The 22,641-nt window shown below is 72.3% G+C and carries 18 protein-coding genes and 1 pseudogene; 15 read left to right on the top strand and 4 right to left on the bottom strand.

Annotation, left to right across the window (positions count from 1 at the left end):
* Positions 1 to 157: 157 nt before the first annotated feature.
* The 10 genes from BL253_RS06920 (at position 158) to BL253_RS06870 (ending at position 13,740) form a co-directional block, all read left to right on the top strand.
* Entirely contained in the window at positions 158 to 880 is a 723-nt protein-coding gene (locus tag BL253_RS06920; RefSeq protein WP_241834586.1) for an aspartate/glutamate racemase family protein, read from the top strand.
* Positions 877 to 2,466: an amidohydrolase family protein gene (locus BL253_RS06915; protein ID WP_241834585.1), complete on the top strand. Its 1,590-nt coding sequence runs from the start codon at positions 877 to 879 to the stop codon at positions 2,464 to 2,466. The genes BL253_RS06920 and BL253_RS06915 overlap by 4 nt, the downstream gene beginning before the upstream one ends.
* Before the next feature lie 86 nt (positions 2,467 to 2,552).
* The gene (locus BL253_RS06910) at positions 2,553 to 3,467 is read left to right on the top strand and encodes a polysaccharide deacetylase family protein (protein ID WP_076814940.1); all 915 of its coding nucleotides are present in this window, start codon (positions 2,553 to 2,555) and stop codon (positions 3,465 to 3,467) included.
* Entirely contained in the window at positions 3,460 to 5,343 is a 1,884-nt protein-coding gene (locus BL253_RS06905) for an oligopeptide/dipeptide ABC transporter ATP-binding protein (RefSeq protein WP_076814935.1), read from the top strand. The genes BL253_RS06910 and BL253_RS06905 overlap by 8 nt, the downstream gene beginning before the upstream one ends.
* The gene (locus BL253_RS06900; protein WP_096335932.1) at positions 5,340 to 6,227 is read left to right on the top strand and encodes an ABC transporter permease; all 888 of its coding nucleotides are present in this window, start codon (positions 5,340 to 5,342) and stop codon (positions 6,225 to 6,227) included. Before BL253_RS06905 ends, BL253_RS06900 begins: the two co-directional genes overlap by 4 nt.
* The gene (locus BL253_RS06895; RefSeq protein WP_076814602.1) at positions 6,224 to 7,210 is read left to right on the top strand and encodes an ABC transporter permease; all 987 of its coding nucleotides are present in this window, start codon (positions 6,224 to 6,226) and stop codon (positions 7,208 to 7,210) included. The genes BL253_RS06900 and BL253_RS06895 overlap by 4 nt, the downstream gene beginning before the upstream one ends.
* Before the next feature lie 132 nt (positions 7,211 to 7,342).
* A complete protein-coding gene (locus BL253_RS06890) occupies positions 7,343 to 8,947 on the top strand; it encodes an ABC transporter substrate-binding protein (RefSeq protein WP_076814600.1) in 1,605 nt (534 codons plus the stop codon).
* A gap of 157 nt (positions 8,948 to 9,104) precedes the next feature.
* The gene (locus BL253_RS06885; RefSeq protein WP_076814598.1) at positions 9,105 to 10,169 is read left to right on the top strand and encodes an isopenicillin N synthase family dioxygenase; all 1,065 of its coding nucleotides are present in this window, start codon (positions 9,105 to 9,107) and stop codon (positions 10,167 to 10,169) included.
* A 420-nt stretch (positions 10,170 to 10,589) separates the two neighbouring features.
* Entirely contained in the window at positions 10,590 to 11,639 is a 1,050-nt protein-coding gene (locus BL253_RS06880; RefSeq protein WP_076814596.1) for an isopenicillin N synthase family dioxygenase, read from the top strand.
* Positions 11,640 to 12,381: 742 nt separating this feature from the next.
* Positions 12,382 to 13,740, top strand: coding sequence for an acyltransferase family protein (locus tag BL253_RS06870; RefSeq protein ID WP_241834608.1), 1,359 nt, complete (start codon positions 12,382 to 12,384; stop codon positions 13,738 to 13,740).
* 237 nt (positions 13,741 to 13,977) lie between these two features.
* On the opposite strand, the gene BL253_RS06865 is transcribed toward BL253_RS06870, so the two are convergent.
* Together BL253_RS06865 and BL253_RS06860 are read right to left on the bottom strand one after the other, a co-directional pair.
* Complete coding sequence (locus tag BL253_RS06865) at positions 13,978 to 15,180, bottom strand: alpha-hydroxy-acid oxidizing protein (RefSeq protein WP_198946196.1); 1,203 nt, start codon at positions 15,178 to 15,180, stop codon at positions 13,978 to 13,980.
* 102 nt (positions 15,181 to 15,282) lie between these two features.
* Positions 15,283 to 15,480, bottom strand: coding sequence for a hypothetical protein (locus BL253_RS06860; RefSeq protein ID WP_076814592.1), 198 nt, complete (start codon positions 15,478 to 15,480; stop codon positions 15,283 to 15,285).
* Positions 15,481 to 15,978: 498 nt separating this feature from the next.
* Here BL253_RS06860 and BL253_RS44700 point away from each other — a divergent pair, with 498 nt between their 5' ends.
* Together BL253_RS44700 and BL253_RS06850 are read left to right on the top strand one after the other, a co-directional pair.
* A complete protein-coding gene (locus BL253_RS44700; RefSeq protein ID WP_274535190.1) occupies positions 15,979 to 16,107 on the top strand; it encodes a hypothetical protein in 129 nt (42 codons plus the stop codon).
* Complete coding sequence (locus BL253_RS06850; RefSeq protein ID WP_076814588.1) at positions 16,104 to 16,985, top strand: bifunctional 5,10-methylenetetrahydrofolate dehydrogenase/5,10-methenyltetrahydrofolate cyclohydrolase; 882 nt, start codon at positions 16,104 to 16,106, stop codon at positions 16,983 to 16,985. Before BL253_RS44700 ends, BL253_RS06850 begins: the two co-directional genes overlap by 4 nt.
* Before the next feature lie 101 nt (positions 16,986 to 17,086).
* On the opposite strand, the gene BL253_RS06845 is transcribed toward BL253_RS06850, so the two are convergent.
* Positions 17,087 to 17,953 carry an SDR family NAD(P)-dependent oxidoreductase gene (locus BL253_RS06845; RefSeq protein WP_081438062.1) on the bottom strand — a complete coding sequence of 289 codons (867 nt, stop codon included), beginning with the start codon at positions 17,951 to 17,953 and terminating at the stop codon, positions 17,087 to 17,089.
* A 264-nt stretch (positions 17,954 to 18,217) separates the two neighbouring features.
* Between BL253_RS06845 and BL253_RS06840 the strand changes: the two genes are divergently transcribed.
* Entirely contained in the window at positions 18,218 to 18,973 is a 756-nt protein-coding gene (locus tag BL253_RS06840; protein WP_076814586.1) for an SDR family NAD(P)-dependent oxidoreductase, read from the top strand.
* 481 nt (positions 18,974 to 19,454) lie between these two features.
* Here the strand turns inward: BL253_RS06840 and BL253_RS06835 are convergent, their stop codons facing one another.
* A complete protein-coding gene (locus tag BL253_RS06835) occupies positions 19,455 to 21,323 on the bottom strand; it encodes a glycoside hydrolase family 3 protein (RefSeq protein ID WP_241834584.1) in 1,869 nt (622 codons plus the stop codon).
* Positions 21,324 to 21,794: 471 nt separating this feature from the next.
* Here BL253_RS06835 and BL253_RS06830 point away from each other — a divergent pair, with 471 nt between their 5' ends.
* Entirely contained in the window at positions 21,795 to 22,340 is a 546-nt protein-coding gene (locus BL253_RS06830) for an MFS transporter (RefSeq protein WP_241834583.1), read from the top strand.
* Positions 22,341 to 22,359: 19 nt separating this feature from the next.
* Positions 22,360 to 22,641, top strand: a pseudogene (locus tag BL253_RS06825) (IS66-like element ISFsp11 family transposase); the annotation flags it as partial.

Raw genomic sequence — 22,641 nt, 5'->3', positions numbered from 1 at the left:
GGCTCCCGTCGGGCGGCCGGCACGGCCGGGTCGGGCGATCGGCCCTGCGGCCAGATTGAATACTGTTTTTTGATCATTTCAGAGTCGTTGGCTGCTGTGCTGGAACTTAGCGCATATTTTTCCTGGCCGAAACGGCCCGCTGTATACCGTTTGTGACATGACGGCCTCCCGGACGATCATGATCGTCAACCCGAACACGACCGCGTCGATGACACGGACCGTGTTGGAAGGCGCCCGCTCGGCCGCCGGCCCGGCGACCCGGCTGGTGGGTTCGACGGCGGCCAGCGGCGTCGACTCGGTCGAGAGCAACACGGACGAGGTCTACGGCGCGCTCGCCGTTCTCGACCAGGTGCGCGCGGGGGAGGCCGCCGGCGTCGACGGCTACGTGGTCGCCTGCTTCGGCGACACCGGACTCGCCGCCGCGAGGGAGGCGGCGCGCGGCCCGGTCGTCGGCATGACCGAGGCGGCGCTGTTCACCGCCGCCCTGCTCGCCGCCCGCTTCAGCGTCGTCACGCTGCCGCCGCGCACCAGGGAGCAGTCGCGCCGGGTGCTGCGCGAGACCGGCCTCGCGCACCGGGCGACGGTGCGCGCCATCGAGGAGCCGGTCGCCGAGGTCCACGACGGCTCCCTGCACCTGCTGGGCGCGGTCGCAGCCGAGGCCAGGGCGGCGCTCGACGCCGACGCGGCCGAGGCGATCGTGCTCGGCTGCGCGGGGCTGGCCGACCTGGTCGGGCCGCTGACGGAGCTGCTGAACGTCCCGGTCGTCGAGGGCGTCGCCGCGGCCGTGACGATGACCGAGGGCCTGCTCGCCCAGAACCTGTCGACCTCGCGGGCCGCCACCTACGCCCCGCCGGAGCGGCTCGGGCCGGTGCCCGCGTGACCGCGGCGACGAGCGCGAGCGCGGCGAACCAGCCAGCCCGCGACGGCGGTACCACCGGCGGGACCACCCTGTTCCGCGACGTCCTCGTCTACCAGGCCGGCGCCCCGGGGCACGCCGTCGGCCCGACCGACGTCCTCGTCACCGGCAACCGGATCGCCGCCGTCGGCGCCGCTGGCACCGCTGGCGCCGCTGGCGCCGCTGGCGCCGACAGGATCATCGAGGGGCGTGGTCACCACCTGCTGGTCCCCGGCCTGGTCAACGCGCACTTCCACTCGCCGGCCAACCACCTCAAGGGCGACCTGCCGAGCATGCCGCTCGAGCTGTTCATGCTCTTCGAGACGCCCGCCGACGCGCCGCGCCCCAGCCCCCGCGCCGCCTACCTGCGCACGATGCTGGCCGCGCTGGAGATGCTCCGTACCGGCACCACGTCGGTCCAGGACGACGCGTTCTTCATGCCCTGGCCCGACCCGGAGATCATCGACGCGGTCGCCTCGGCGTACGCCGACTGCGGCATCCGCGCCGCCGTCGCCCTGGACCAGCCCGAGCTGCCCGAGGCCGACAAGCTCCCGTTCCTCGCCGACCTCGCGCCCACCCAGCTGCGCGGCGACGTTCTCGCCCCCGGTCCCCGCTCGCGCGACGAGCTGCTCGAGCTGTACGCCTACCTGTTCGGCACCTGGCACGGCGCCGCCGGTGGCCGGCTGACGGCGGCGGTGTCGATCTCCGCGCCGCAGCGGGTGAGCGTCGAGTACTTCCAGGCCCTCGACGAGCTGAGCGCCCGCCACCGTGTCCCGCTCTACGCCCACATGCTGGAGACCAGGACGCAGCGGGTGCTCGCCGGCACCCAGCCGCGCTTCGCCGGCCGCTCGCTCGTCCAGTACACCGCCGGCCTCGGCCTGCTGACCGAGCGGACCAACGTCATCCACGCCGTCTGGACCGACGACGCCGACCTCGACGCGATCGCCGCCGCCGGCGCCGTCGTCGTCCACAACCCGGTGAGCAACCTGCGCCTGGGCAGTGGGGTGATGCCACTGCGGGCGATGCTCGACCGCGCCATCCCGGTCGCCCTCGGCGTCGACGAGGCGATCTGCAACGACGCGGCCGACATGTGGAACGTCGTCAAGACCGCCGGCCTGATCCACAACATCACCGGTCTGGACAGCGAGCGCTGGCCACGGCCCGCCGAGGTGCTCGACGCCCTGTGGACAGGCGGCGCGGCGGCGATGCTGCGCCCCGGTGACCTCGGCCGCGTCGCGCCCGGCTGCCTCGCCGACCTCGTGCTGCTCGACCTGCACTCCCCGGCGTTCACGCCGCTGGRCGACCTCGCCGGCCAGCTCGTCTACTGCGAGTCCGGCGGCAGCGTCGCGCTGACCATGGTCGACGGCGTCGTCGTCGCCGAGCGCGGGGCGGTGACCAGCGTCGACGAGGCCGCGCTGCTCGCCGAGGCCAGGGAGCTGTTCGCCGCGCAGCGCCCCGCCCTGCTCGCCCACCGGGCGGGCGCGGACCGGCTCTATCCCACCTATCAGCGAATGGTCCGCCAGGCGGCCGGCGTCGACGTCGGCATGACGAGATGGGCGGGCGCTCTGTGACCGAGCACCGTGTGACGGAACACCGTGTGGCCGAACCACCCGTGCCGGATTCCGCTGTGACCGAACGCCATGTGACGGAGGCCGGCGTGACCGGGCCCCGCGCGGGCCAGGCGACGCGCCGCTACCCCTACGACCCGATCACGTCGCGGTCGCCCGGGCGCTGGCCCGGCGGCCACGGCCTCGCCGTGTACGTCGCGATCGGCGTCGAGGACTACCGGCCGGGCGAGGGCCACGTCGAGGACCTCCTTCCCGGCGTGCCCCGGCCCGACCTGGTCAACGAGGCCTGGCGCGACTACGGCAACCGGGTCGGCGTGTTCCGCCTGCTCGACCGCCTGCGCGCGCTCGGCATCCCGCCGACTTTGCTGCTCAACACCGACGTCTACGACGCCGCCCCGGCCGTGACCGACGCCGCCCGCGCGGCCGGCGCCGAGCTGGTCGGGCACGGGGCGTCGAACTCCGACTCGCTCGCCGACCTGCCGCCCGGCCAGGAGCGCGACTACCTCGACGCGGTCGCGGGCCGCATCGAGAAGGAGGAGGGCGTCCGCCCCGGCGGCTGGTCGAGCCCGTGGCTCACCCATACCCCGCACACCGTCGACCTGCTCGCCGCCACCGGGTACCGCTACCTGCTTGACCTGCGGGCCGACGACCGCCCCTTCTGGCTGCGCGGCGACGCCGGGCCGCTGCTGGCGATCCCGTACTCGCTCGAGCTCAACGACAGCACGACCATGATCGGCCGCCAGGTCGACGCGGCCACGTTCGCCGACATGATCGTCGACGAGTTCGACGAGCTGCTGGCCGCGCCCGACGGCCAGCCACTGGTGATGAGCGTCGTGCTGCACTCGTTCATCTCCGGCGCGCCGTTCCGGCTGCGCCAGATCACCCGGGCGCTGGAGCACATGGCCTCGCGGCGGGACCGTGCCTGGCTCGCGCGGCCCGGCGAGATCCACGACGCGTTCGCCGCGCTCGTGCCGCCCCTGGGCTCCGGCGGTGGCGATGGCTGAGGCGATGGCCGAGCAGGCGGCGGCGACGGTGGCGCGGGTGCGTGGGCTGACCGTCGCGCTCACCCGCGGCGGGGTGGCGTCCCCGGTGCTGCGCGGCGTCGACCTCGACATCGCCTCCGGGGAGATCGTCGGCCTGGTCGGCGAGTCCGGCTCGGGCAAGAGCGTGCTCGCGCTGACCCTGATGGGCCTGCTGCCGACGGCGGCCCGGCCGAGCGTCGGCGGCGAGGTCGAGGTCGCCGGCACCGACCCCGTGCGCGGCACATCCGCGCAGCTGCGCCGGCTGCGCCGCGAGCACCTGGGGGTGATCTTCCAGGACCCGATGACGTCGCTGAACCCGACGATGCGGGTCGGCCGGCAGATCACCGAGGTCACCGGCGACGCGGGCGAGGCCGTCCGGCTGCTGACGGCGGTCGGCGTCCCCGAGCCGGCGGGGCGGCTGCGGGCGTTCCCGCACGAGCTGTCGGGCGGGCTGCGCCAGCGGGTGATGGCCGCGATCGCGCTCACCGGCCGCCCGGCGCTCGTCATCGCCGACGAGCCGACCACCGCGCTCGACGTGACCGTCCAGGCGCAGCTGCTCGCGCTGCTCGCGCAGCTGCGCGACGAGTTCGGCTGCGCCGTCCTGTTCATCACGCACGACCTCGCGGTCGCCGCCCAGATCACCGACCGGGTCGTGGTGCTCTACCAGGGCCGGGTCGCCGAGGCCGGGCCGACCCGTGACGTGCTCGCCGACGCCGTCCACCCGTACACCGCGGGCCTGCTCGGCTCGCGCCTCGACCTGGACACGCCGCGCTCCGGCCCGCTCCGGACCCTGCCGCCGGAGCCGGGCGACGTCGCCGCGCGGCTCACCGGCTGCGCGTACCACACCCGCTGCCCGGTGGCCCTCGATCGATGCGCCACGGAGCAGCCGCCGGCGCGGGAGCACCGCCCCGGCCACTGGCGGGCCTGCTGGCGTCCCGCGTCCGACATCGTGTCCATCCTCGCCGCACCCCCTGTCCTCGCCGCACCCCCTGCCCTCCTCCCACCCACCGTCGCCGTCCCGTCCCCGCGGGCCGGGACCGCCCCGGCGCCGGTGCCCCCACCTGCTCCCGCGCAGGCAGGTCCACCGGTCGTCGAGATCCGCGGCCTGCACTGCCGGTTCACCGCGCGCGGCGGGCGCGGTCCGAGGCACGTGGTGCACGCGGTGCGCGGCGTCGACCTGGACGTCGCGGCGGGCGAGGCGCTCGCGATCGTGGGGGAGAGCGGGTCCGGCAAGTCGACCCTGCTGCGGGTCATCGCCGGGCTCACCCGCCCGAGCGCCGGCGGCGCCGTGCTGCGCGGCGACGCGCAGATGGTCTTCCAGGACGCCGGCTCGTCGCTGACGCCCTGGCTCACCGTCGGCAGCCTGCTGCGCGAGCGGCTGCGGCCGGCGCGGCTCGGCCGGAAGCGGACGGCGGCCCGCATCGCCGAGACGATGGACCTGCTCGGCCTGCCACCGGCGGTGCTCGGCGCCAGGCCGGCGGAGCTGTCCGGCGGGCAGCGCCAGCGGATCTGCCTGGCCCGCGCGGTGCTCATCCCGCCCGCCGTCCTGCTGTGCGACGAGCCGACGAGCGCGCTCGACGCGTCGCTGGCGGCGAGCGTGCTCGACCTGATCCGCGGCCTGCGCGGCCGGTTCGGGATGGCGGTCGTGTTCGTCACCCATGACCTGGCGGTCGCCCGGCTGATGGGGGAGCGGATCGCCGTCGTCGCGGACGGCGAGATCGTCGAGATCGGTGACATCGACACGGTCCTGACCGCCCCGGCGCATGAACGCACCCGGGCCCTGCTCGCCGCCGTCCCGCGCCTCGCGCCCGCCGGCGCGCCCACCCGGTCCCGTCTCGACGCCGTGGAGCCCGCATGAGCACGGTCGCCACCGTCCCCACCCGGTTCGGCKGCCGGTTCGGCGGCCGGTTCGGTCTCGACGCCGGCCGGCTGTGGCAGTCCCGGTCCCGCTGGGCCGACTGGGGGATGGTCGGGCTGCTCGGCCTGGTCACCCTGGTCGCGCTGCTCGCCCCCGTCCTCGCGCCCTACGACCCGGTCGCCCCCGTCGGCGACCTGGCGCTCGGGCCGCTGTCGCCGCACCACCTGCTCGGTACCGACTCGATCGGCCGCGACCTGGAGAGCCGGGTGCTGTTCGGGATCAGGGCGAGTTGGCTGTCCGCGCTCGCCGTCGTCCTCGTCGGCCTGCTCGTCGGCGGGACGGTGGGGCTGGTCGCCGGCGCGTTCGGCGGCTGGGTCGACAGCGTGCTGATGCGTGGCACCGACCTGTTCCTGGCCATGCCGGGCACGCTGGTCGCGATCGCGATCGTGTCCGCGCTCGGGCCGAGCCTGGTCCACACGCTGGTCGGGATCTCGATCGTCTGGTGGCCGTACTACGCCCGGATCGTGCGCGGCGAGACGCGGGCGCTGGCGGCGCGGCCGCACGTCGAGGCGGCGCGGCTCGCCGGGGTCGGACCGGTGCGGCTGTTGGTGCGCCACCTGCTGCCCGGCGTCGTGCCGAGCGCCGTGGTGAGCGCGAGCCTGGACATCGGCAACGTCATCCTGCTGCTCGCCGGCCTGTCGTTCGTCGGGCTCGGTCAGCAGCAGCCGGCGGCCGAGCTCGGCGCCGACACGGCCGGCAACCTCGACCAGCTGCTCGGCCAGAAATGGGTGCCGATCATCCCAGGGCTGGCGGTGCTGGCCCTGACGCTGATCGCCAATCTCAGCGGCGACGCGCTGCGCCGGCTGCTCGGAGGCCGGTCGTGACCAGGTTCGCCCTGCGCCGGGGCGGCGTCGCCGTCGGGCTGCTGCTGATCCTGCTGCTGGTGCTGTTCGTGCTGTCGCACCTGTCGGACTCCGACCCGGCGGCGGCGTATCTGGGTGCCAAGGCCTCGCCGGACCAGATCGCGCAGGTACGCCACCGGCTGGGCCTGGACCGGCCGCTGCTCGAGCAGTACTTCCGCTACGTCGGCGACGCCGTCCGGGGTGATCTGGGCACGTCGCTACGCACGCGGCGGGGCGTCGCGGGCGATCTCTGGCATTTCTTCCCGGCGACGCTGGAGTTGGTGTTCGCCGCGTTCGTGCTGGCGGCGCTGCTGGGCGCCGGCTACGCGTTCTCCGGCGCGCTGCGCGTCCGCGGCACGGGCCCGCTGCGCGGGGTGCTGCTGGTGTTCGCGTCCGCGCCGGCGTTCCTCGTCGGCCTGCTCGGGATCGTGCTGTTCTACTCCGAGCTCGGCTGGCTGCCGGCGGCCGGACGCGGCGCGGACACGTCGACGCCGACCGGGTTCCTGCTGCTCGACAGCCTGCTGCACGCCGACCCCGGCCAGTTCGGCGCGGCACTGCGCCACCTGCTGCTGCCGGCGCTGACCCTGGCGATCGCGCCGGCGATCGCCATCGGCCGGATCCTGCGCTCCAGCATCGAGACGACGCTGCGTGCCGACCACGTCCGCACCGCCCGCGCCAAGGGCATCACCGAGGCCGGGGTGCTTGGCCGGCACGTGGTCCGCAACGCGCTCGGCCCGGCGCTCTCGATGTCCGGCCTGCAGCTCGGCGCGATGTTCGCCGGCGTCGTGGTCGTCGAGAAGATCTTCAGCTGGCCCGGGATCGGCTCGTACCTGTCCGACAGCATCGCGAGCGCCGACTTCCCGGCGATCGCCGGCGTGACGTTGCTGCTCGGCGCCATCTACATCGTCGCGAACGCGCTGGTCGACGTCCTGCAGACCGTCGCCGACCCGCGCCTCGCCTTGTGACTCACCGCCTCATGACCACCCCTCATGGCCTCATCCCTCATGGCCCCATCCCTCATGAACCGCGCACCGTGACCCGCCGCCTCGCCCACACGTCGCTCTCGCTCTCGCCCGCTTGTTGATTGGACTGGACGCATGACTCGTACTTTCGGACGGCGCTCGGCCAGAGCCGCCGCCCTGGGGGCCGCCGCGGCCGTGCTCGCGGCCACCCTCGCCGCCTGCGGAGGCGGCGGCTCTGGCGGTGACGGTGGCTCGACCAGCGCGCCGCCGGCCGACGGCACGCTGACCGTCGGCCTGCTCGGCGACATCGGCATGCCGCCCGACCCGGCGATCTTCTACGCCGGCAACGGCATCGCCATCATGAAGAACGTCTACGACGGCCTGGTCACCTACGAGAACAACACCGACCAGGTCACGATCGCCCCGCAGCTGGCGACGTCGTGGGAGGTCAGCGACGACAAGCTGACCTACACGTTCCACCTGCGCGAGGGCGTGACGTTCCACGACGGCACCCCGTTCACCTCGGCCGCGGTCATGCCGTCGATCACCCGGCAGGCGTCGCTCGATGGCGGCCCCGCCTACCTCGCCGCGATCGTGTCGTCGGTCGACACCCCGGACGACCTCACCGCGGTCGTCCACCTCAAGCAGCCGAACGCGGCGTTCCTGAACTACCTGGCCTCGCCTTTCGGCCCGAAGATGCTCTCGCCGACGGGCCTGACCGAGCACGCGGGCAGCGACCAGGCGCAGACCTACCTGAAGACCCATGACCTGGGCGCCGGCCCCTACGAGCTGACCACCGCCAACGTGGGCCAGCTGTACGTGCTCACGCAGTACCCGAAGTACTGGGGCGGGACGTCCCCGTTCAAGACGATCCGGCTGCCCGTCTACACCGACGCCTCGGCGCTGGAGCTTGCGTTCGACAAGGGTGACGTCCACCTGGTCGTCAACGCGCTCCCGTCGTCCGCGATCCCGCGGTACGCGGACAAGAACGTCGACAACTACTTCCTGCCGCAGCTGGCGGCGGCGCAGATCACCACCAACCCGAACAAGGACTTCTTCGCCACCCAGGAAGCCCGCATGGCGTACCTGCAGGCGATCAACCGGGACCAGCTGGTCTCRCAGGTGCTCGGCGAGAAGTTCGCCTCGCCGGCGACCACCGTCTACGCCCGCGGCATGATCGCCGGCGGCGCCGACAAGCAGAACATCAGCTACGACCCGTCGGTCATGCAGGCGTACGCCAAGACGGCCGCCGACAAGAGCCTCGTCGTCGGCTTCCAGACCAACCAGCCGAACGGCCAGAAGATGGCCAACATCATCGCCGCGGCGCTGAAGGCGGACGGCCTGGACGCGAAGGTCCAGGGCTACACCACCGACCAGGTGTTCACCTGGTCCGAGGACCCGACCAAGGGCCCGGACACCTTCATCGACGCCTCCAACGGCCCCGACGGCGGTGACCCCTACATGTGGGGCCACGTCTTCTGGGACAAGTCCGGCGGCATCGACTTCCTGCAGTGCGAGCTGCCCGAGGTGAACGAACTGCTCGACAAGGCGGTCGCCACCGGGGACACCAACCTCTACGTCCAGGCGGCGCAGACCTACAGCCAGAACGGCTGCTACCTGCACCTGTCGAACAACAACGACTGGATCCTGGCCCAGAAGTGGATCACTGGGATCCCGCAGGCGCACAACATCGGCGCCTTCGAGGTCGACTTCAGCAAGATCGGCATCGCCAGGTCCTGACCGCCCGCCCGGGGCTCCGGCCCGCCGCTCGCCCTCCCGTGGGCGGCGGGCCGGACCCCGCCTGGCGTGTCCTCGCCGGGCGCGCCGCGCCCGCGTCCGGACTGCTCGTCCCGGCCGCCTGCCCCGACTGGCGGCCACAACGCGAAGGAGCGTGCACATGAACGACGTCGAGGCCGCCGACCTGCCCGCGCCGTCGGCCGTCTTCATCGAGGACCGCTCGACCGACGGCGACGCGAGTGCTGGCGTCGCGACGGTGACGGTCGTCGACGTCAGCGCCGCGATCGGCGCGACACCCGGCTCGGCCGGGGAGACCGGGGTCGCGCAGGGCCTCGTCGACTCCTTCCGGCGCACCGGCTTCGCGGTAATCACGGGCCATGACGTCGACCCCGGCCTGTTCGAGCGGTTCTGCGCCGAGTCGGCGGAGTTCTTCGCGCTGCCGCTGGACGAGAAGATGCGGGTCGGTTTTCCCGCCCCCGAGGTGATCCGGGGCTACGAGCCGGTGCCCGACCAGTCCGGGCAGGTGCGGGCGCCGAACCTGATGGAGTCGCTGCTGATCAACCAGCTGGAGCCGGTGGGCGACTATCCGGAAGGCAGCCCCCAGGCCAAGCTGTGGCGCTGGCCGAACCTGTGGCCCGAGCGCCCGGCGTCGCTGCGGCCGGTGTGGGAGGACTACTACCGGGCGATGACCGCGCTCGGCGACCGGCTCCTCGAGCTCGTCGCCGTCGGTGTCGGCCTGCCGCGCGACTGGTTCGCCGGCAAGTTCGACCGCCACTTCAACAACCTCGCAGCCAACCACTACCCGCCGCGCGTCGGTGGCCTCGCTGACAGCCCCATGCTGCGCAACCGCCCGCACACCGACCACGGCGCGCTCACTCTGCTCTACCGGCCGAGCGAGCCGGGCGGGCTCGAGGTCTTCGCGGACGGCCGGTGGTGGCAKGTCCCCTTCATCCCCGGATCGCTGGTCATCAACGTCGGCGACATGCTGGAGCGCTGGACGGGCGGCCTGCTGCCAGCCACCCCGCATCGCGTCGTCAAGGGCGAGGACCCCGGCGTCGGCCGCTACTCGGTCGCCTACTTCCAGCAGCCCAACCCCGACGCCGTCGTCGCGCCCGCCCTCCCCGTGGCCGCGGGCGGGCCCGACTACAGCGAGGTTGTCGCGGGCGAGCACATCTCCCGCAAGGAGCTCGGCTACCACACCGTCACGGCGGCGCTCGGTGCCTAGCCGCTCGGTGCCCGGCCGCTCGGTGCCCGGCCACCCAGTGTCCGAGCGGTCGGTGTCCTGTCCTGTGGTGCTTCGGAGTCCGGTGTCCACAAGCTCGGCCACCGGGGTCCCGCGGCCGTCGCGGTCCGGCCCGCCGGCCTTGATCTGGTGGGATCCTCGGCATCCTGACTCCGAAGATCCCACCAGATCATGGTCCGATGAAACTCCGGGGTTCTGGCGCCGACGGACCCACGGCCACACTCATCCGTCCCTGGGTTCTGGGGCCCAGGAGACCGGGATCCACCCCACAGACCATGGCCAGATCCGATGAGGGGGATGAGGGGGATGAGGGGGTTTGAGTAAATTCGGTTTCTCGCTCTGGCGCCGACGATCCCAACGGATCACGAGCTTCGCGGGCCTGGCCGTGGGGGAGGCCCGCCGGTGACCCGCGAACAGGGGCCGGGTGGCCGGCGGGCGGCCTCCGTGCATGACGCGCCGGTGGACCTGAGCGGCTGGTGGTCGGGCGACCCGGCGGCGCGGAAGGCCGTCGCCGCGGCGGTCGACCGGGCCTGCCACGAGACCGGATTCCTGCTCCTGGAGGGCCACGGGGTTCCGGACGACGTGATGAACGCCTTCGTGGCCCGCTGCGACGAGTTCTTCGCCCTTCCCGAGCCCGTCAAGCTCGCCTGTGTCGCGCCGAAGGTCCCCGACGGCAACAACATCGGCTACACCGCCTTCGGCGAGGAGGCGTCGGCCTACACCGGCGACAACCAGACCCCGCCGGACCTGTTCGAGGCGATGAGCTTCAGCCGGTCCGACGCCGAGGGCGCCCCGTTCGACCGGCATCGCGACTGGTACCCGGCGAACGCGTGGCCGGCCCGCCCGGCCGGCTGGGAACGGGCGTACCGCGCCTACGAGGCGGCGATGGCGCGGCTCGCGGACGCGGTGCTCGGCGCGATGGGCCTCGCGCTCGGCATGGGCGAACGCTGGCTCGTCGACCTGTGCGCCGACGCGCCGCTCTCGACCCGGGCCAACTTCTACACCCGCCCCGCCGGCGTCCGGAACCCGCTGCCCGGCCAGCTCCGCCGCGGTGAGCACACCGACTTCGGCGTGCTCACCCTGCTGTGGACCGACGGCGTCCCCGGCCTGCAGATCCGCCAGGGCGACGAGTGGCGCGACGTGAACCCGGGCCCCGGGCAGCTGGTGGCGAACATCGGTGACCTGCTCGCGATGTGGACCAACGGCCGCTGGACCTCCACCCTGCACCGGGTCCTGCCCCCGCCGGCGAACGCCACCGGCCCGGCGGCGCGCCGCAGCATCGCCTACTTCGTCGACGCCTACCCCGGCACCCTGATCGAACCCGTCCCCACCTGCGTCACCGCCGACACCCCGGCCCGCTTCACCCCGATCCTCGCGGGCGACTGGCTGAACACCCGGGCCCGCCGCCAACTCGCCAGCACCGCCGCCGCTGGCGGCATCACCGGCATCTGACGGCGGGGCCGGCCTGTTCCGCGGGCGGCGAGCCGCCCGCGATCTCCTGGTACGGGATATCGCCGGTCAGCGGTCCGAACAGCCGTCGATCACGGCCGGCGGCCGCCGATCCATCAGCGTTCTTGGCGGGCTCGCCGCCGCTCTCACAGCCACGGGCCGCTCTCACAGCCACGGGCCGCTCTCACAGCCACGGGCTGACGTCACCCTCACCGGGTCGTCCGGCGCACGTGACGTCCAGGTGCCGCGCGTCACCCGCGGCCGCGGGTTCATACGTCGAGTAGTCATCTACTCGGTTGTAGTAGCATTGCGACCGTCCGGGCGAACCTGACATTAACGTATGAGTAGGGTTAGTCCATGTCGGCCAGGAAAGTCCCGGTTCGGGCGGTCGTGAGCCGAGGGGAAGGGCTGGGGTGAGCCGGGGCGCGAGCTCCTGGCGGTCCTCTGCCTCAGCCGCCGCGGTCGGTTCTGACTGCCCGGGGGTCAGCGTCGTCCGACCGGCGTTCGGCCGCGTCGCGTGACCGTCGCGTGACCGTGGTGACGAGCGTGATCGCATCGGGTCGTGCTGCCGTGACCTGATCACGGTGCCGTGGCCGGTGGCCGCCTCGGTGCGCGCGGTGGCATCCGGCCGCGCGCCGCGCATGGCGTCAGTTCGCCCGTATGACCGGCACGGCACTCTCCGCATCGGCTCCTACCGCGCACGCAGGTCTCCCGACGATCGAGAAAGGGCACGGTGACCGAGAGGATGTCGCCACAGCCCGGCCGGCACCGAGTCGCCTCCAGGTCGAGAGCCAACCCGCCGTCTCAAGCTCGCCGCGACCCGCCGTCTCAAGCTCGTCGCGACCTGCCGTCGCTGACTGGTCTGCGAGGCGTCGCCGCAACCCTGGTGTTCATCCGCCACATCGACTCGGATGTCGAAGAGGCAATTCCAAACATGCCACTCGGCAACATCGGATATTGCGGCGTCATGTTCTTCTTCATGCTCTCGGGATTCGTGCTCACCTGGTCCGCCCGTCCGGGAACCCGTAAGCAGTTCTACTGGCGCCGGTTCGCCAGGATCTACCCGCTGTACCTCGTCGCGATCGCGTTGTGGTTCGTCGTCGCCTGGTCATTCGGGCTGATGGGAGAATTCGGTTCGAAGCCGGTCGCCGTCCTGCCAAGCCTGCTTCTCGTCCAGGCGTGGGTCCCCACCCAGGCGATCTACTTCGGCTGGGGTGGGGCGGTGCTGTGGTCGCTGTCCTGCGAGGCGTTCTTCTACCTGGTCTTCCCGATTGTCTATCAGCGGCTCCTGGCCCGGACCAACGCGGGCCGCATCCGCGCGGCTCTCCTCGTCGTCGTGCCGACGGCGGCCGTGGCCTGCCTGGCCGGCGCGATCGACCCCCGACTCGACCTCGCCCTCTACGCCAACCCGGTGGTGCGGGTCGGCGAGTTCGTCCTCGGCATCGTGCTGGGGCTCATGGCCTTGGACGGCGTGCGCGGCACGGCGAACCAGCGCCGCGCCCTCGCCGTCCTCGCGGTCGCCTGGCTGGCCGTCCCGATCACGCTCGGCTACCAGTACAGCGACCACCCGGGTCTCATCGACACCCTCACGCTGCCGTCGTTCGCGATAATCATCTTCCTGGTCGGCACCCGGGAGGCGGACGGCGGCAGAGTGCCCATCGCGAGTGCCCGCCCTCTCGTCTACTTCGGCGTCGTCTCCTACGCCTTCTATCTCATCCACCCCGGCGCACTCGCGATCGTCACMGAACTCGGCTTGTTCGACACGGCCAGCGCGACCGAGGCGGCTCTTGCCGTCGTCGCCGGTTTCCTCTTCTCCATAGCGCTTGGCGCCCTCCTGCACCACACCGTGGAAAAGCCAGCCCACCGATACCTGCTGCGCAAGTTCAAAAGGCCGCCCGACCAGCGAACCAGGCCCGCCGCGCGCCCGGCCGAGTCAATGGATGGCGATGGCCGGGCGTGGGTGCCAATCCCGGCACACGGCGCGGCCGACTTCGCCGGGGGCGCCGCATGGGGCGATGCCCAGGCGGCCGGGGCGGATTCAGCCGGGCGGATACCCGCCCCCTGGGACGGAGAGCACACGGTGATAATCGCACGAAGGCCATGAGCCGGCTGAGTATGCGAGTCAGCCGGCTTTCCTGTCGTCAATGTGTTGTCTGACGGCCGGCTCTCCTGCCGTCAATGTGTTGTCTGAGGTCGCGGTCCGAATCTGGTAGGGCGGCCAGTGTGGGTCTGACCTCCGGGGACCAGAACCCGTATACCGGCCGCCGAGACCAGGTCTGTTCACCCTCGAGCCCGGCCAATGCCTTCGCGTCCTCGGCCAAGACCGGTCAGCCTTCGCCGACTAGTGACTGGCCAGCGGCGGGGGTGAGACGACGCGGGGGAGGGCGGCCGGGGTCAGGTCGGCGAGGGTCGGGTAGCCGTCGACAGCCATGATGAGATCGGCCTCGGCGAGGATCGAGCGCAGGACGTGGATGATGCCGTCGACGCCGCCGAGGGCGAGGCCATAGGCGTACGGCCGGCCGATCCCGACCGCGGCCGCCCCCAGAGCCAGCGCCTTGACCACGTCGGCGCCAGAGCGGACGCCCGAGTCGAACAGGACCGGCAGGCCACCCGCCGCCTCGACCACGCCTGGCAGGCAGTCGAGCGCCGGTAGGCCACCGTTGGCCTGCCGGCCGCCGTGGTTCGAGCAGTAGATGCCGTCGGCGCCCTCGTCGACGGCCCGTCGGGCGTCCTCCGGGTGCTGGATGCCCTTGAGGATCAGTGGGAGCTTGGTAAGCGAGCGCAGCCAGCGCAGGTCGTCCCAGGTCACCGCGTGGCCGAACGTCGTCACCCACTGCAGGACGGCGGCCTGCGGGTTCGACGCGGGATCGGCGCCGAGCATCGCCCTGAACCGGGGATCGGTGAAGTAGTTCGCCAGGCAGTGCCCGCGCAGCTGCGGGAAGTTCGACATCGCCAGGTCGCGCGGGCGCCACCCGGTGACCCAGGTGTCCAGCGTGACCACGATGCCGGCGAAACCAGCCCGCTCGGCCCGGCTCACCAGGCTCTCGGCGAGCTCACGGTCCTTCGGGGTGTACAGCTGGAAGAAACCCGGCGTCTCGCCGAACGCGGGCGCGACGTCCTCCAGCGGGTCGACGGTCAGCGTCGAGGCGACCATCGGGACACCGGACCGGGCCGACGCCCGGGCGGTCTCCAGGTCGCCGTGGCCGCTCTGCGCGCACAGGCCGATGACGCCGATGGGCGCGAGGAACACCGGCGCTGGCCAGCGCCGGCCCCACAGCTCGACGGAAAGGTCGCGTTCGGTGGCGCCGACCAGCATGCGCGGCACCAGCCCCCACTGGCCGAACGCCGCGATGTTGCCCCGCTGGGTGGTCTCGTCGCCCGCGCCACCGGCAACGTACGACCAGACGGACGGCGGCAGCACGGCCTGCGCCCGCCGCTCCAGCTCGTCGAAGAGCATCGGCATTGTCGGCAGGACACCGCTCAGACCCTGAAGGTAGATCTCCACCTGGTAGTCACCGAACGGCTGCGGCAGCCCGTCACCCACCCTGATCGCCTCCCGTCCCAAACAGGCCCCGCCAGCGGAGCCGGCCCGGCGATCCTCGCAGACTCGACCCCCGTCACGAGGAACATCGATGCGGTTTTCTGATCATGGCTTCGGTCGCCGTGCTGGCTGGCTCCACTGGTCGGCCACGTGCTGAGGTACGGGGTCGACGATGACCCGCGCGCCCTCGCGGAAGAGCTCCTGGTCGTCGGCGAGAAGGACGCCGATGTCCGGCGGCATCGCGGCGCCATCCGGTGGCGTCGCCGTGCCGTCCCGCGGTGCCGCGGGACCGAGTTCGGTCACTCCGGGGCTCCGGGGCTCCGGGGCGACGGCGACCGCACGGGAACCGACGCGACCGCCGTGAATCTCGGCCTGTCGGGATCGTCGGTCTGGACGATGTCGAGCGCGCCGCCCACGGACTCCAGCCGCCGGCGCATACCCGCGATTCCCTGGCCACCGCCCAGATCGTCGCGCGCGGTGGAGATGGTCGAGACGTCCACACCGTTGCTGAGCTGGATACGCAGCAGGCCATCGGCGCTGTCGCGATCCGGCCACCGCCGCTCGATCAGCGCGGGCCGGTCGCGGTGGCCGTGACCCGTTCCGGGAGCTTCACCGCGCCGCCGGCGCGGTGCCGTCGAACCGTCGGCCCCGGGCGTCGGCCACCGTGCCGGTCACGGCACCGCCCAACGCGCCACCCACCGCGCCGGTGACCAGCATGTCCAACGTTCGGGGTAGGAGATCCCGGCCGCGGCGAATACCGGAGCGCTGTCCTCGGGTACCGGGTGCGCGGTACCAGGCGCCATGGTGGGCGCGACGGCGGGCGCGATGGCGGGCGCCGGTGCGGAGCGCCTGGTGCTCGCGCGCGCCGTAGCCTGGCATCGCGGCGCGCCCGGCGCCAGGACCGACTTCCAGGAGACCGAGACCGTATGACCGCGCAGATCCTTGACGGCAGGGCCCAGTCGGCGGCGATCCTTGATCGCGTCGAGCGAGAGGTGGCCGAGTTCGTCGCCGCCCACGGCCGCGTCCCGGTGCTGGCGACGGTGCTCGTCGGCGACGATCCGGCCTCCCGCACCTATGTCCGGATGAAGGCGAACCGCTGCGCCAAGGTCGGCATGCAGTCGCGCCGCCTTGAGCTGGACGCCTCGATCTCGACGGAGACTTTGATCGAGGCGATCCGGGAGCTGTCCGCCGACCCGGAGGTCGACGGCATCCTGCTGCAGCACCCGGTACCCGACCAGATCGACGAGCGGGCCGCCTTCGAGGCGATCGCCCCGTCGAAGGACGTCGACGGCGTCACGAGGACGTCGTTCGCGATGATGGCGTTCGACGAGGGCGGCTTCCGGTCGGCCACACCGGGCGGGATCATGGCGTTGATCGACGCCTATGACATTCCGCTGGCGGGTAAGCACGCCGTCGTCGTCGGGCGCAGCCCCATCCTCGGCAAGCCGGTCGGCATGCTGCTGCTCGCTCGCAACGCCACCGTCACCTACTGCCACTCCCGCACCGCGGACCTGGCCGGCCATGTCGCCCGCGCGGACGTCGTCGTCGCCGCCGTCGGCCGCCCGGCCCTGATCAAGGGCGACTGGATCAAGCCCGGCGCGGTGGTCGTCGACGCCGGCTACGCCGACAACCAGGGCGATGTCGACTACGAGCCGGCCGCCGAGCGCGCCTCCTACATCACCCCGGTCCCCGGCGGCGTCGGCCCCATGACCATCGCCGTCCTCATCGACCAGACCATGCAGGCCGCCCGCGCCCGCGAGTCCGCCCGCGCCGGGGACCTCACCCCCGCCGGCACCCCGAAGAGGTAGCCGGGCCTACCTCGCGGCGGCCGCGTCCGCCGCCGCCAGCCCGGATGCCGCGGCAAGGGCTGGCGGTGGCGCCGGCATCGTCGGCGGCGCGGCCGCCCCGGTCACAGGTGCTTGGGACGGTTGACGAAGCGGCCCTCCCTGGGCGAGTAGAACCAGCCGGCGCCGGCCTTCGTGCCGCCGTCCACCGGGACGTTGTGGCCGGTGACGAACGACGAGAGGTCACTGGCGAGGAAGAGCGCGACGCGGGCCTGGTCCTCGGGCCAGCCGACCCGGCCCACGGGTGCCCACGAGCCCCACAGGTCGTCGTGGTCCTCGTACCCGGTGAGGTAGTCGACCTGCGGCGTCTGCGTCAGGTCGGGGCCGATGCCGTTGACCCGGATGCCGTGGCGGCCCATGGTCACCGCGAGACCGGTCGTGAAGTGCGCGACGCCGGCCTTCATGGCGCCGTACACCGGGTCACCCGGGTAGCCGCGCATCCCCTCCACGGAGTGCACGTTGACGATGCTCCCGCGGCCCCGCTCCATCATCGACGGGATGAACGCCCGCGTGACGGCGAAGACGTGCAGCAGATTGATCTCGTACATCTGCCGCCACGACTCGGCCGACGACTGGGGGAACCGCGCCAGCGGCCGGTAGTCCCCGACATTGTTGACCAGCACGTCGACCCGCCCGTGCTCGGCGAGCACCGCGTCCGCCAGGCGGGCCACGTCCTGCTCCGCCCGGACGTCGACAACATGCGCGCGCACCGTCCCGCCCGCGGCCGTCACCTCGGCGCGCAGCCGCTCGGCCCGCTCCGGGTCGATCTCGGCGGCCTCGACGAGCGCGCCATGCTCGGCGAACAGCCGCGCGATGGCGCCCCCGATCCCGTCGCCACCGCCGGTGACCACGGCGACCCGCCCGCCAAGAAGCCGGTTCCAGTTCTCTATCGGCGGCACCTGCGCGGCCCGTCGTTCCTCATGCCCGGTCACGGGGGCACCGTACTCTTTCCAGAAGTCAATATCGAGAACAATATTCTAGTAAAGGCTGGTCGATCACGTTGGCCGCGCGGCGTCGCGTCATGCGCCGTGTCGGTTCGGTTCGGTTCGGTTCGGGTCGGCGGGGCGTGCCGTGGCGCGGCGGGATGCGTCGCGGAGCCGCTCGCCACCCGGCGGCGGGCGACGCCCTGATCGCTGGCGGACGGTGCGACAACCGGCGCGCTGGGGATCCCGGCCCGCCTGGCGGAGGAGGTACGAATGTTCGACCTGGCGGGGCATGTGGCCCTGGTGACCGGAGCGGGACAGAACATGGGCGCGGGCGCGGCGCGCGCGTTGGCGGCCCAGGGGGCGGTGGTCGCCGTGAACGATCTCTCTCTTGAGCGCGCGGAAGCCACGTGCGAGGAGATCGAGGCGGCTGGAGGGACGGCGATCGCCGTCGCGTTCGACGTCCTGGACGCGGACGCGGTGCGGGCGGCGGTGGCGCGGGTCCGGGCGGAGGCCGGCCGGCCCATCGACATCCTGATGAACAACGCCGGCATTCACCCGGACATGGGCGCTGTCCCGTTCCGCCAGCTCGACCCGGCCAGGTGGCGCGGGCCGATCGACCTGAACATCTACGGTTCGCTGTACTGCGTTCACGCCGTGCTCGAGGACATGTGCGCTGCCGGCTGGGGACGGATCGTGCAGATCTCCTCAGGCGCGGGCCGCACCGGGCTGAATATCGGAGTCGCGGTCTACGGCGCAGGCAAGAGCGGCATCGAAGGCTTCATCCGTCACCTTTCCCAGGAGGTCGCCCCCCACGGCGTGACGGCGAACAGCCTCGCGCTCGGCCTGATGAACAACTCGGCCCGGGGCGATGCCGCGGTCACCGCCCACCTGGCCGCGTCGGTCCCGGCGAAGCGGCTCGGCACACCCGAGGACGTGGGCGCCGCCGTCGTCTTCCTCGCCTCGCCGGAGGCATCCTGGCTGACCGGCCAGACCATCAACCTCAACGGCGGTGCGACGACGAACTGACAGATCCCCAGCCTGTGATGGATGCGCGGGCCGGGCAGGAACGGTCGCCCGCGCCACGGGCGAGGCCGGTAGCCCGTCGAGCCGCTGCCGCGAGACCCGTGACGGTCTCCACGAGTCCGTGTCTCGGCTCCGGAAAAGCCAGGCCGCCCAAACACCGCCCCCGCCGAGTGAGCGTGTTGGATCAGCAAGCCTATGGACTTGCTCTTCCAACACAGTCCGACCAGGCATCCCGCCACTGTGTTGGATCAGCGAGCCTGTAGGCAGGCCCAAATGACACAGGTCGAGCTCGCGTTCTGGGGGGCGGGGGCGGGGGTGGCGGAGGGGGCGTCCCAGGTGGCGTGCCGTGGCGTGGGGCGTTCGTTGGCGGCGGCCATTTCAGCCGTGTGTGTCCGGATACTCCGGGCGCGAAGGTGATGTGGGGCCGGCAGGGTGCTCGCGTGGCTGGGCCTGCCTGACCAGCGCCGCGTGGCGGGGACAGTGGTCAGCGGCGGGCGGTGGTCAGGCCGTAGTCGTAAGGGAAAAGCGGGTCGTAGTTCCGGTCGCCGATGTTGATGGGTTCCTGGGATTCGGCGCGGGGCCACGTGACCGGGAGGCGGCCGGTGTAGGGGCGGTCGCCGAACAGGGTGTCGGCGACGCCGGCGCCCTCGCTGCCGGGCAGCCACGACATGACGAACGCGTCCGTCTTCGCGAGCTCGTCGGTGACGATCTGGGGGCGGCCGGCGACGTCCAGGACGACGCAGATGCTGATGGCCCCGCACACCGTGTCGATGTTCGCGCGGTCGGCGTCGGACAGGTTCAGCGTGTGACCGTTGCCGACGTCGCCCAGGCCCTCCGCGTACGGGGTCTCGCCGATGACGACGACGCCGACGTCGTGGCCCCCGGTCGGCGCGGACGCGTCGGCGCTGTAGGTCACGTTCGCGGCGTGCTGTTGAATGCCCCGCAGGATCGTGGTCCCGGGAATGGTGTCCCCGGTGGTTCCCTGCCAGGTGGCGGTCCAGCCGCCCGCCTGGTTGCCGAGGTCGTTGGCGTTCACCCCGGCCACATACAGGCGCTGGGATGACCGCAGCGGCAGCGTGGCGCCGTCGTTCTTCAGGAGCACCTGCGACTCGGCGACGGCACGGCGGGCGAGGGCGCGGTGCTCGGGCGAGCCGACCGTGCCGATGTTCCCTCGGTTGGTGAAGGGGTGCTCGAAAAGGCCCAGCTCGAACTTGGCCTTCAGGATCCGGCTGACCGCGTCGTCGACGCGCGCCACCGGGACCCGTCCCGCCCGTACCTCGTCGAGCAGTGTCCGAGCGAACCGCGGCGCGTTGCCGGGTTCCATGAACATGTCGATTCCGGCGTTGACGCTGGCACGGACCTGCGCGGCGTAGTCGCCGGGGAGCTGCTGGATCGCCATCAGGTCGCTGATGAGGAACCCGTCGAATCCGAGCTTCTTCTTGAGGATGTCGGTGAGTAGTTCCTTGTTCGCGCTCATACGCACCGGGTTGCCGACGCCGTCCTCCGTCCAGTCGACGCTGGAGTACGACGGCATGATGCTGCCGACGTGGTATTTACCGACGGCCGTCACATAAGGCGCGAGATCGACCTGGTCGAAATGGGCGCGGTCGGTGACCGTGACGCCCTGGTCGACCTTGTAGGCGAGGGTGGTGGACGTTCCGTGGGTGGTGTCACCGTCGCCCGCGAAGTGCTTGGCGGTGGCGAGAACGCGCGTCGGGTCCGCGAGATCCTCGGCGCCGTCACCCTGGAGCCCTTCCAGGATCGTCTCCATCTGGATCACGAGTTTCGGGTCCTCGCCGAAGCTCTCGTAGGTGCGGCCCCAGCGCAGGTCACGGGAGACGCACAGGCAGGGCGCGAAGACCCACTGCGGGCCGGTCGCCCTCGTCTCGGTGGCGGTGACCCGCGCCGCCTCGCGGACGAGTTCCGGGTCGCGGGTCGCGCCCATCGCGATGTTGTGCGGGAAGACCGTGGCGCCGATGAGGTTGTTGTCGCCGTGCACCGAGTCGGTGCCGTACAGCAGCGGGATCCGCAGCCTGGTGGTGAGCGCGCGCGACTGGAGGCCGTCGACCAGATTGGCCCAGTCGGCCGGGGTGTCGTCGGTGGGCACCAGGGCCGGAGTGGACAGCACCGCGCCGAGCCCGACTGACGCGATCATGGACGGGTCCCTGGTGACGGCGGCGCGGTCGGCCTGCGTCATCTGGCCGACCTTCTCCGCCAGCGTCATCCGGCCGAGCAGGTCGGAGACCCGCTGGTCGACGGGCAGCGCCGGATCCAGATAGGGAATTGGCGCGGGCGCCTTGTCCTTCGAGTTCGAGCACCCCGCCGCCACGGCGGGCGCGACGAGCGCGACCACGGCGAGCGTGACCAGGCGGAGTGTGGCTGGTCTGGCCCGTCTGTTCCGTCTGGTCGATTTCCTTGCCGACCCGGCTGACAGCACGAGGGAATTCAACCAGGCGACGGGTATCCGCGCTCTGAATGGAGTGTGCATTCGCCGTGGGCAGATCGCGATGGAGTTCATGACGGCGAGGGTGTGGCCGACGGCGGAGAGGTCCGTAGGCGCGGCCGCGGCAGCCGCGGACGGACGCCGCCTCCCGACCCATTCCCGGCCGCGGCGGGCATCGCGTGGCCGCGTCACCAGCGCGACCGTCTCGTCCAGTTCGTTCTGTGCCTCGCCGCCCTCCGGTCCGTCGCCACTCGCCGGCCGTTCGCCATCCGCGGTGAACTCATCACTGGCCGGTTTCCGCGGCCGGCGACGCCAGCCGGATCAGGCCGCCGGACACGCGAGGGGGACGGCATTTCGGCGGCGGGGGCAGAGAGTGGGACCGTGCCGGCCGCCGCGAGTGCCGCCTTCGGCGAGGAATCCGCGCCGCCGCCGCTGCCGGCGGCGGCGGGGCGGTGGTCGGTCGCCGTCGCGTTCGCGCTGTTCGTGGTGATCGGCGTCGCCTCCGGCGTCGCCGGCGTGCTGCTGCCGGCCCAGATCGCGGACTACGGCGTCGACGAGGCGACGATCGGCATCACGTTCTTCACCAGCGCCGCCGGCTACGTCGTCGCCAGCGTCCTGTCCGGGGCGCTCGTCGGCCGGGCCGGCACCCGCCGCGCGCTGCTCGTCGCCGGCCTGCTGCTTCTCGGCGCGTGGCTCGCCACCGCGGCGCGGCCGCCCTTCGCCGCGTTCGTCCTGCTCTCACTGCTGAGCGGATTCGGGATGGGCGCGATCGACTGTGTTCTGAACATCTACCTCGCCACCCGGCCGGGAGCGACCTCGCTGCTCAATCGGCTACACGCGTTCTTCGGTGTCCATTCAGGGGTGTGCAGGGGTAGGCCGCTGACCTTGGGGTTTGTGTTGCGGGGACGCGCTGTGATCGTTGCTTGATCCTGGTGGCTGGGCGTGGATGATCAGGGTTGTGGCTGACCTGTCCGCGTCGTCGTGGGAGTCGCGTCTGGCGGCTGCGGAGGCGCGGATCGAGGAGCTCGCCGCCGGGCAGGCCGCGTCGCTGGCGGCGAATGATCGGCTGGTGTCGGTCAACGAGCGGCTGCGCCGCGTCGTGGACGACGCGGCCGCGCGGCACCAGGCGGAGCTCGGCGCGGTGCGCGCCGAACGGGACCGGGCTGCGCGGCGGGTCGAGGAACTCGAGCTCGAGATCGCCGACCTGCGCCGGCAGCTGTCCCGGGAC

It is taken from the genome of Pseudofrankia asymbiotica, assembly GCF_001983105.1.
Classification (GTDB): Bacteria; Actinomycetota; Actinomycetes; order Frankiales; family Frankiaceae; genus Pseudofrankia; species Pseudofrankia asymbiotica.
This window is presented reverse-complemented; position numbering and strand designations above follow the sequence as displayed.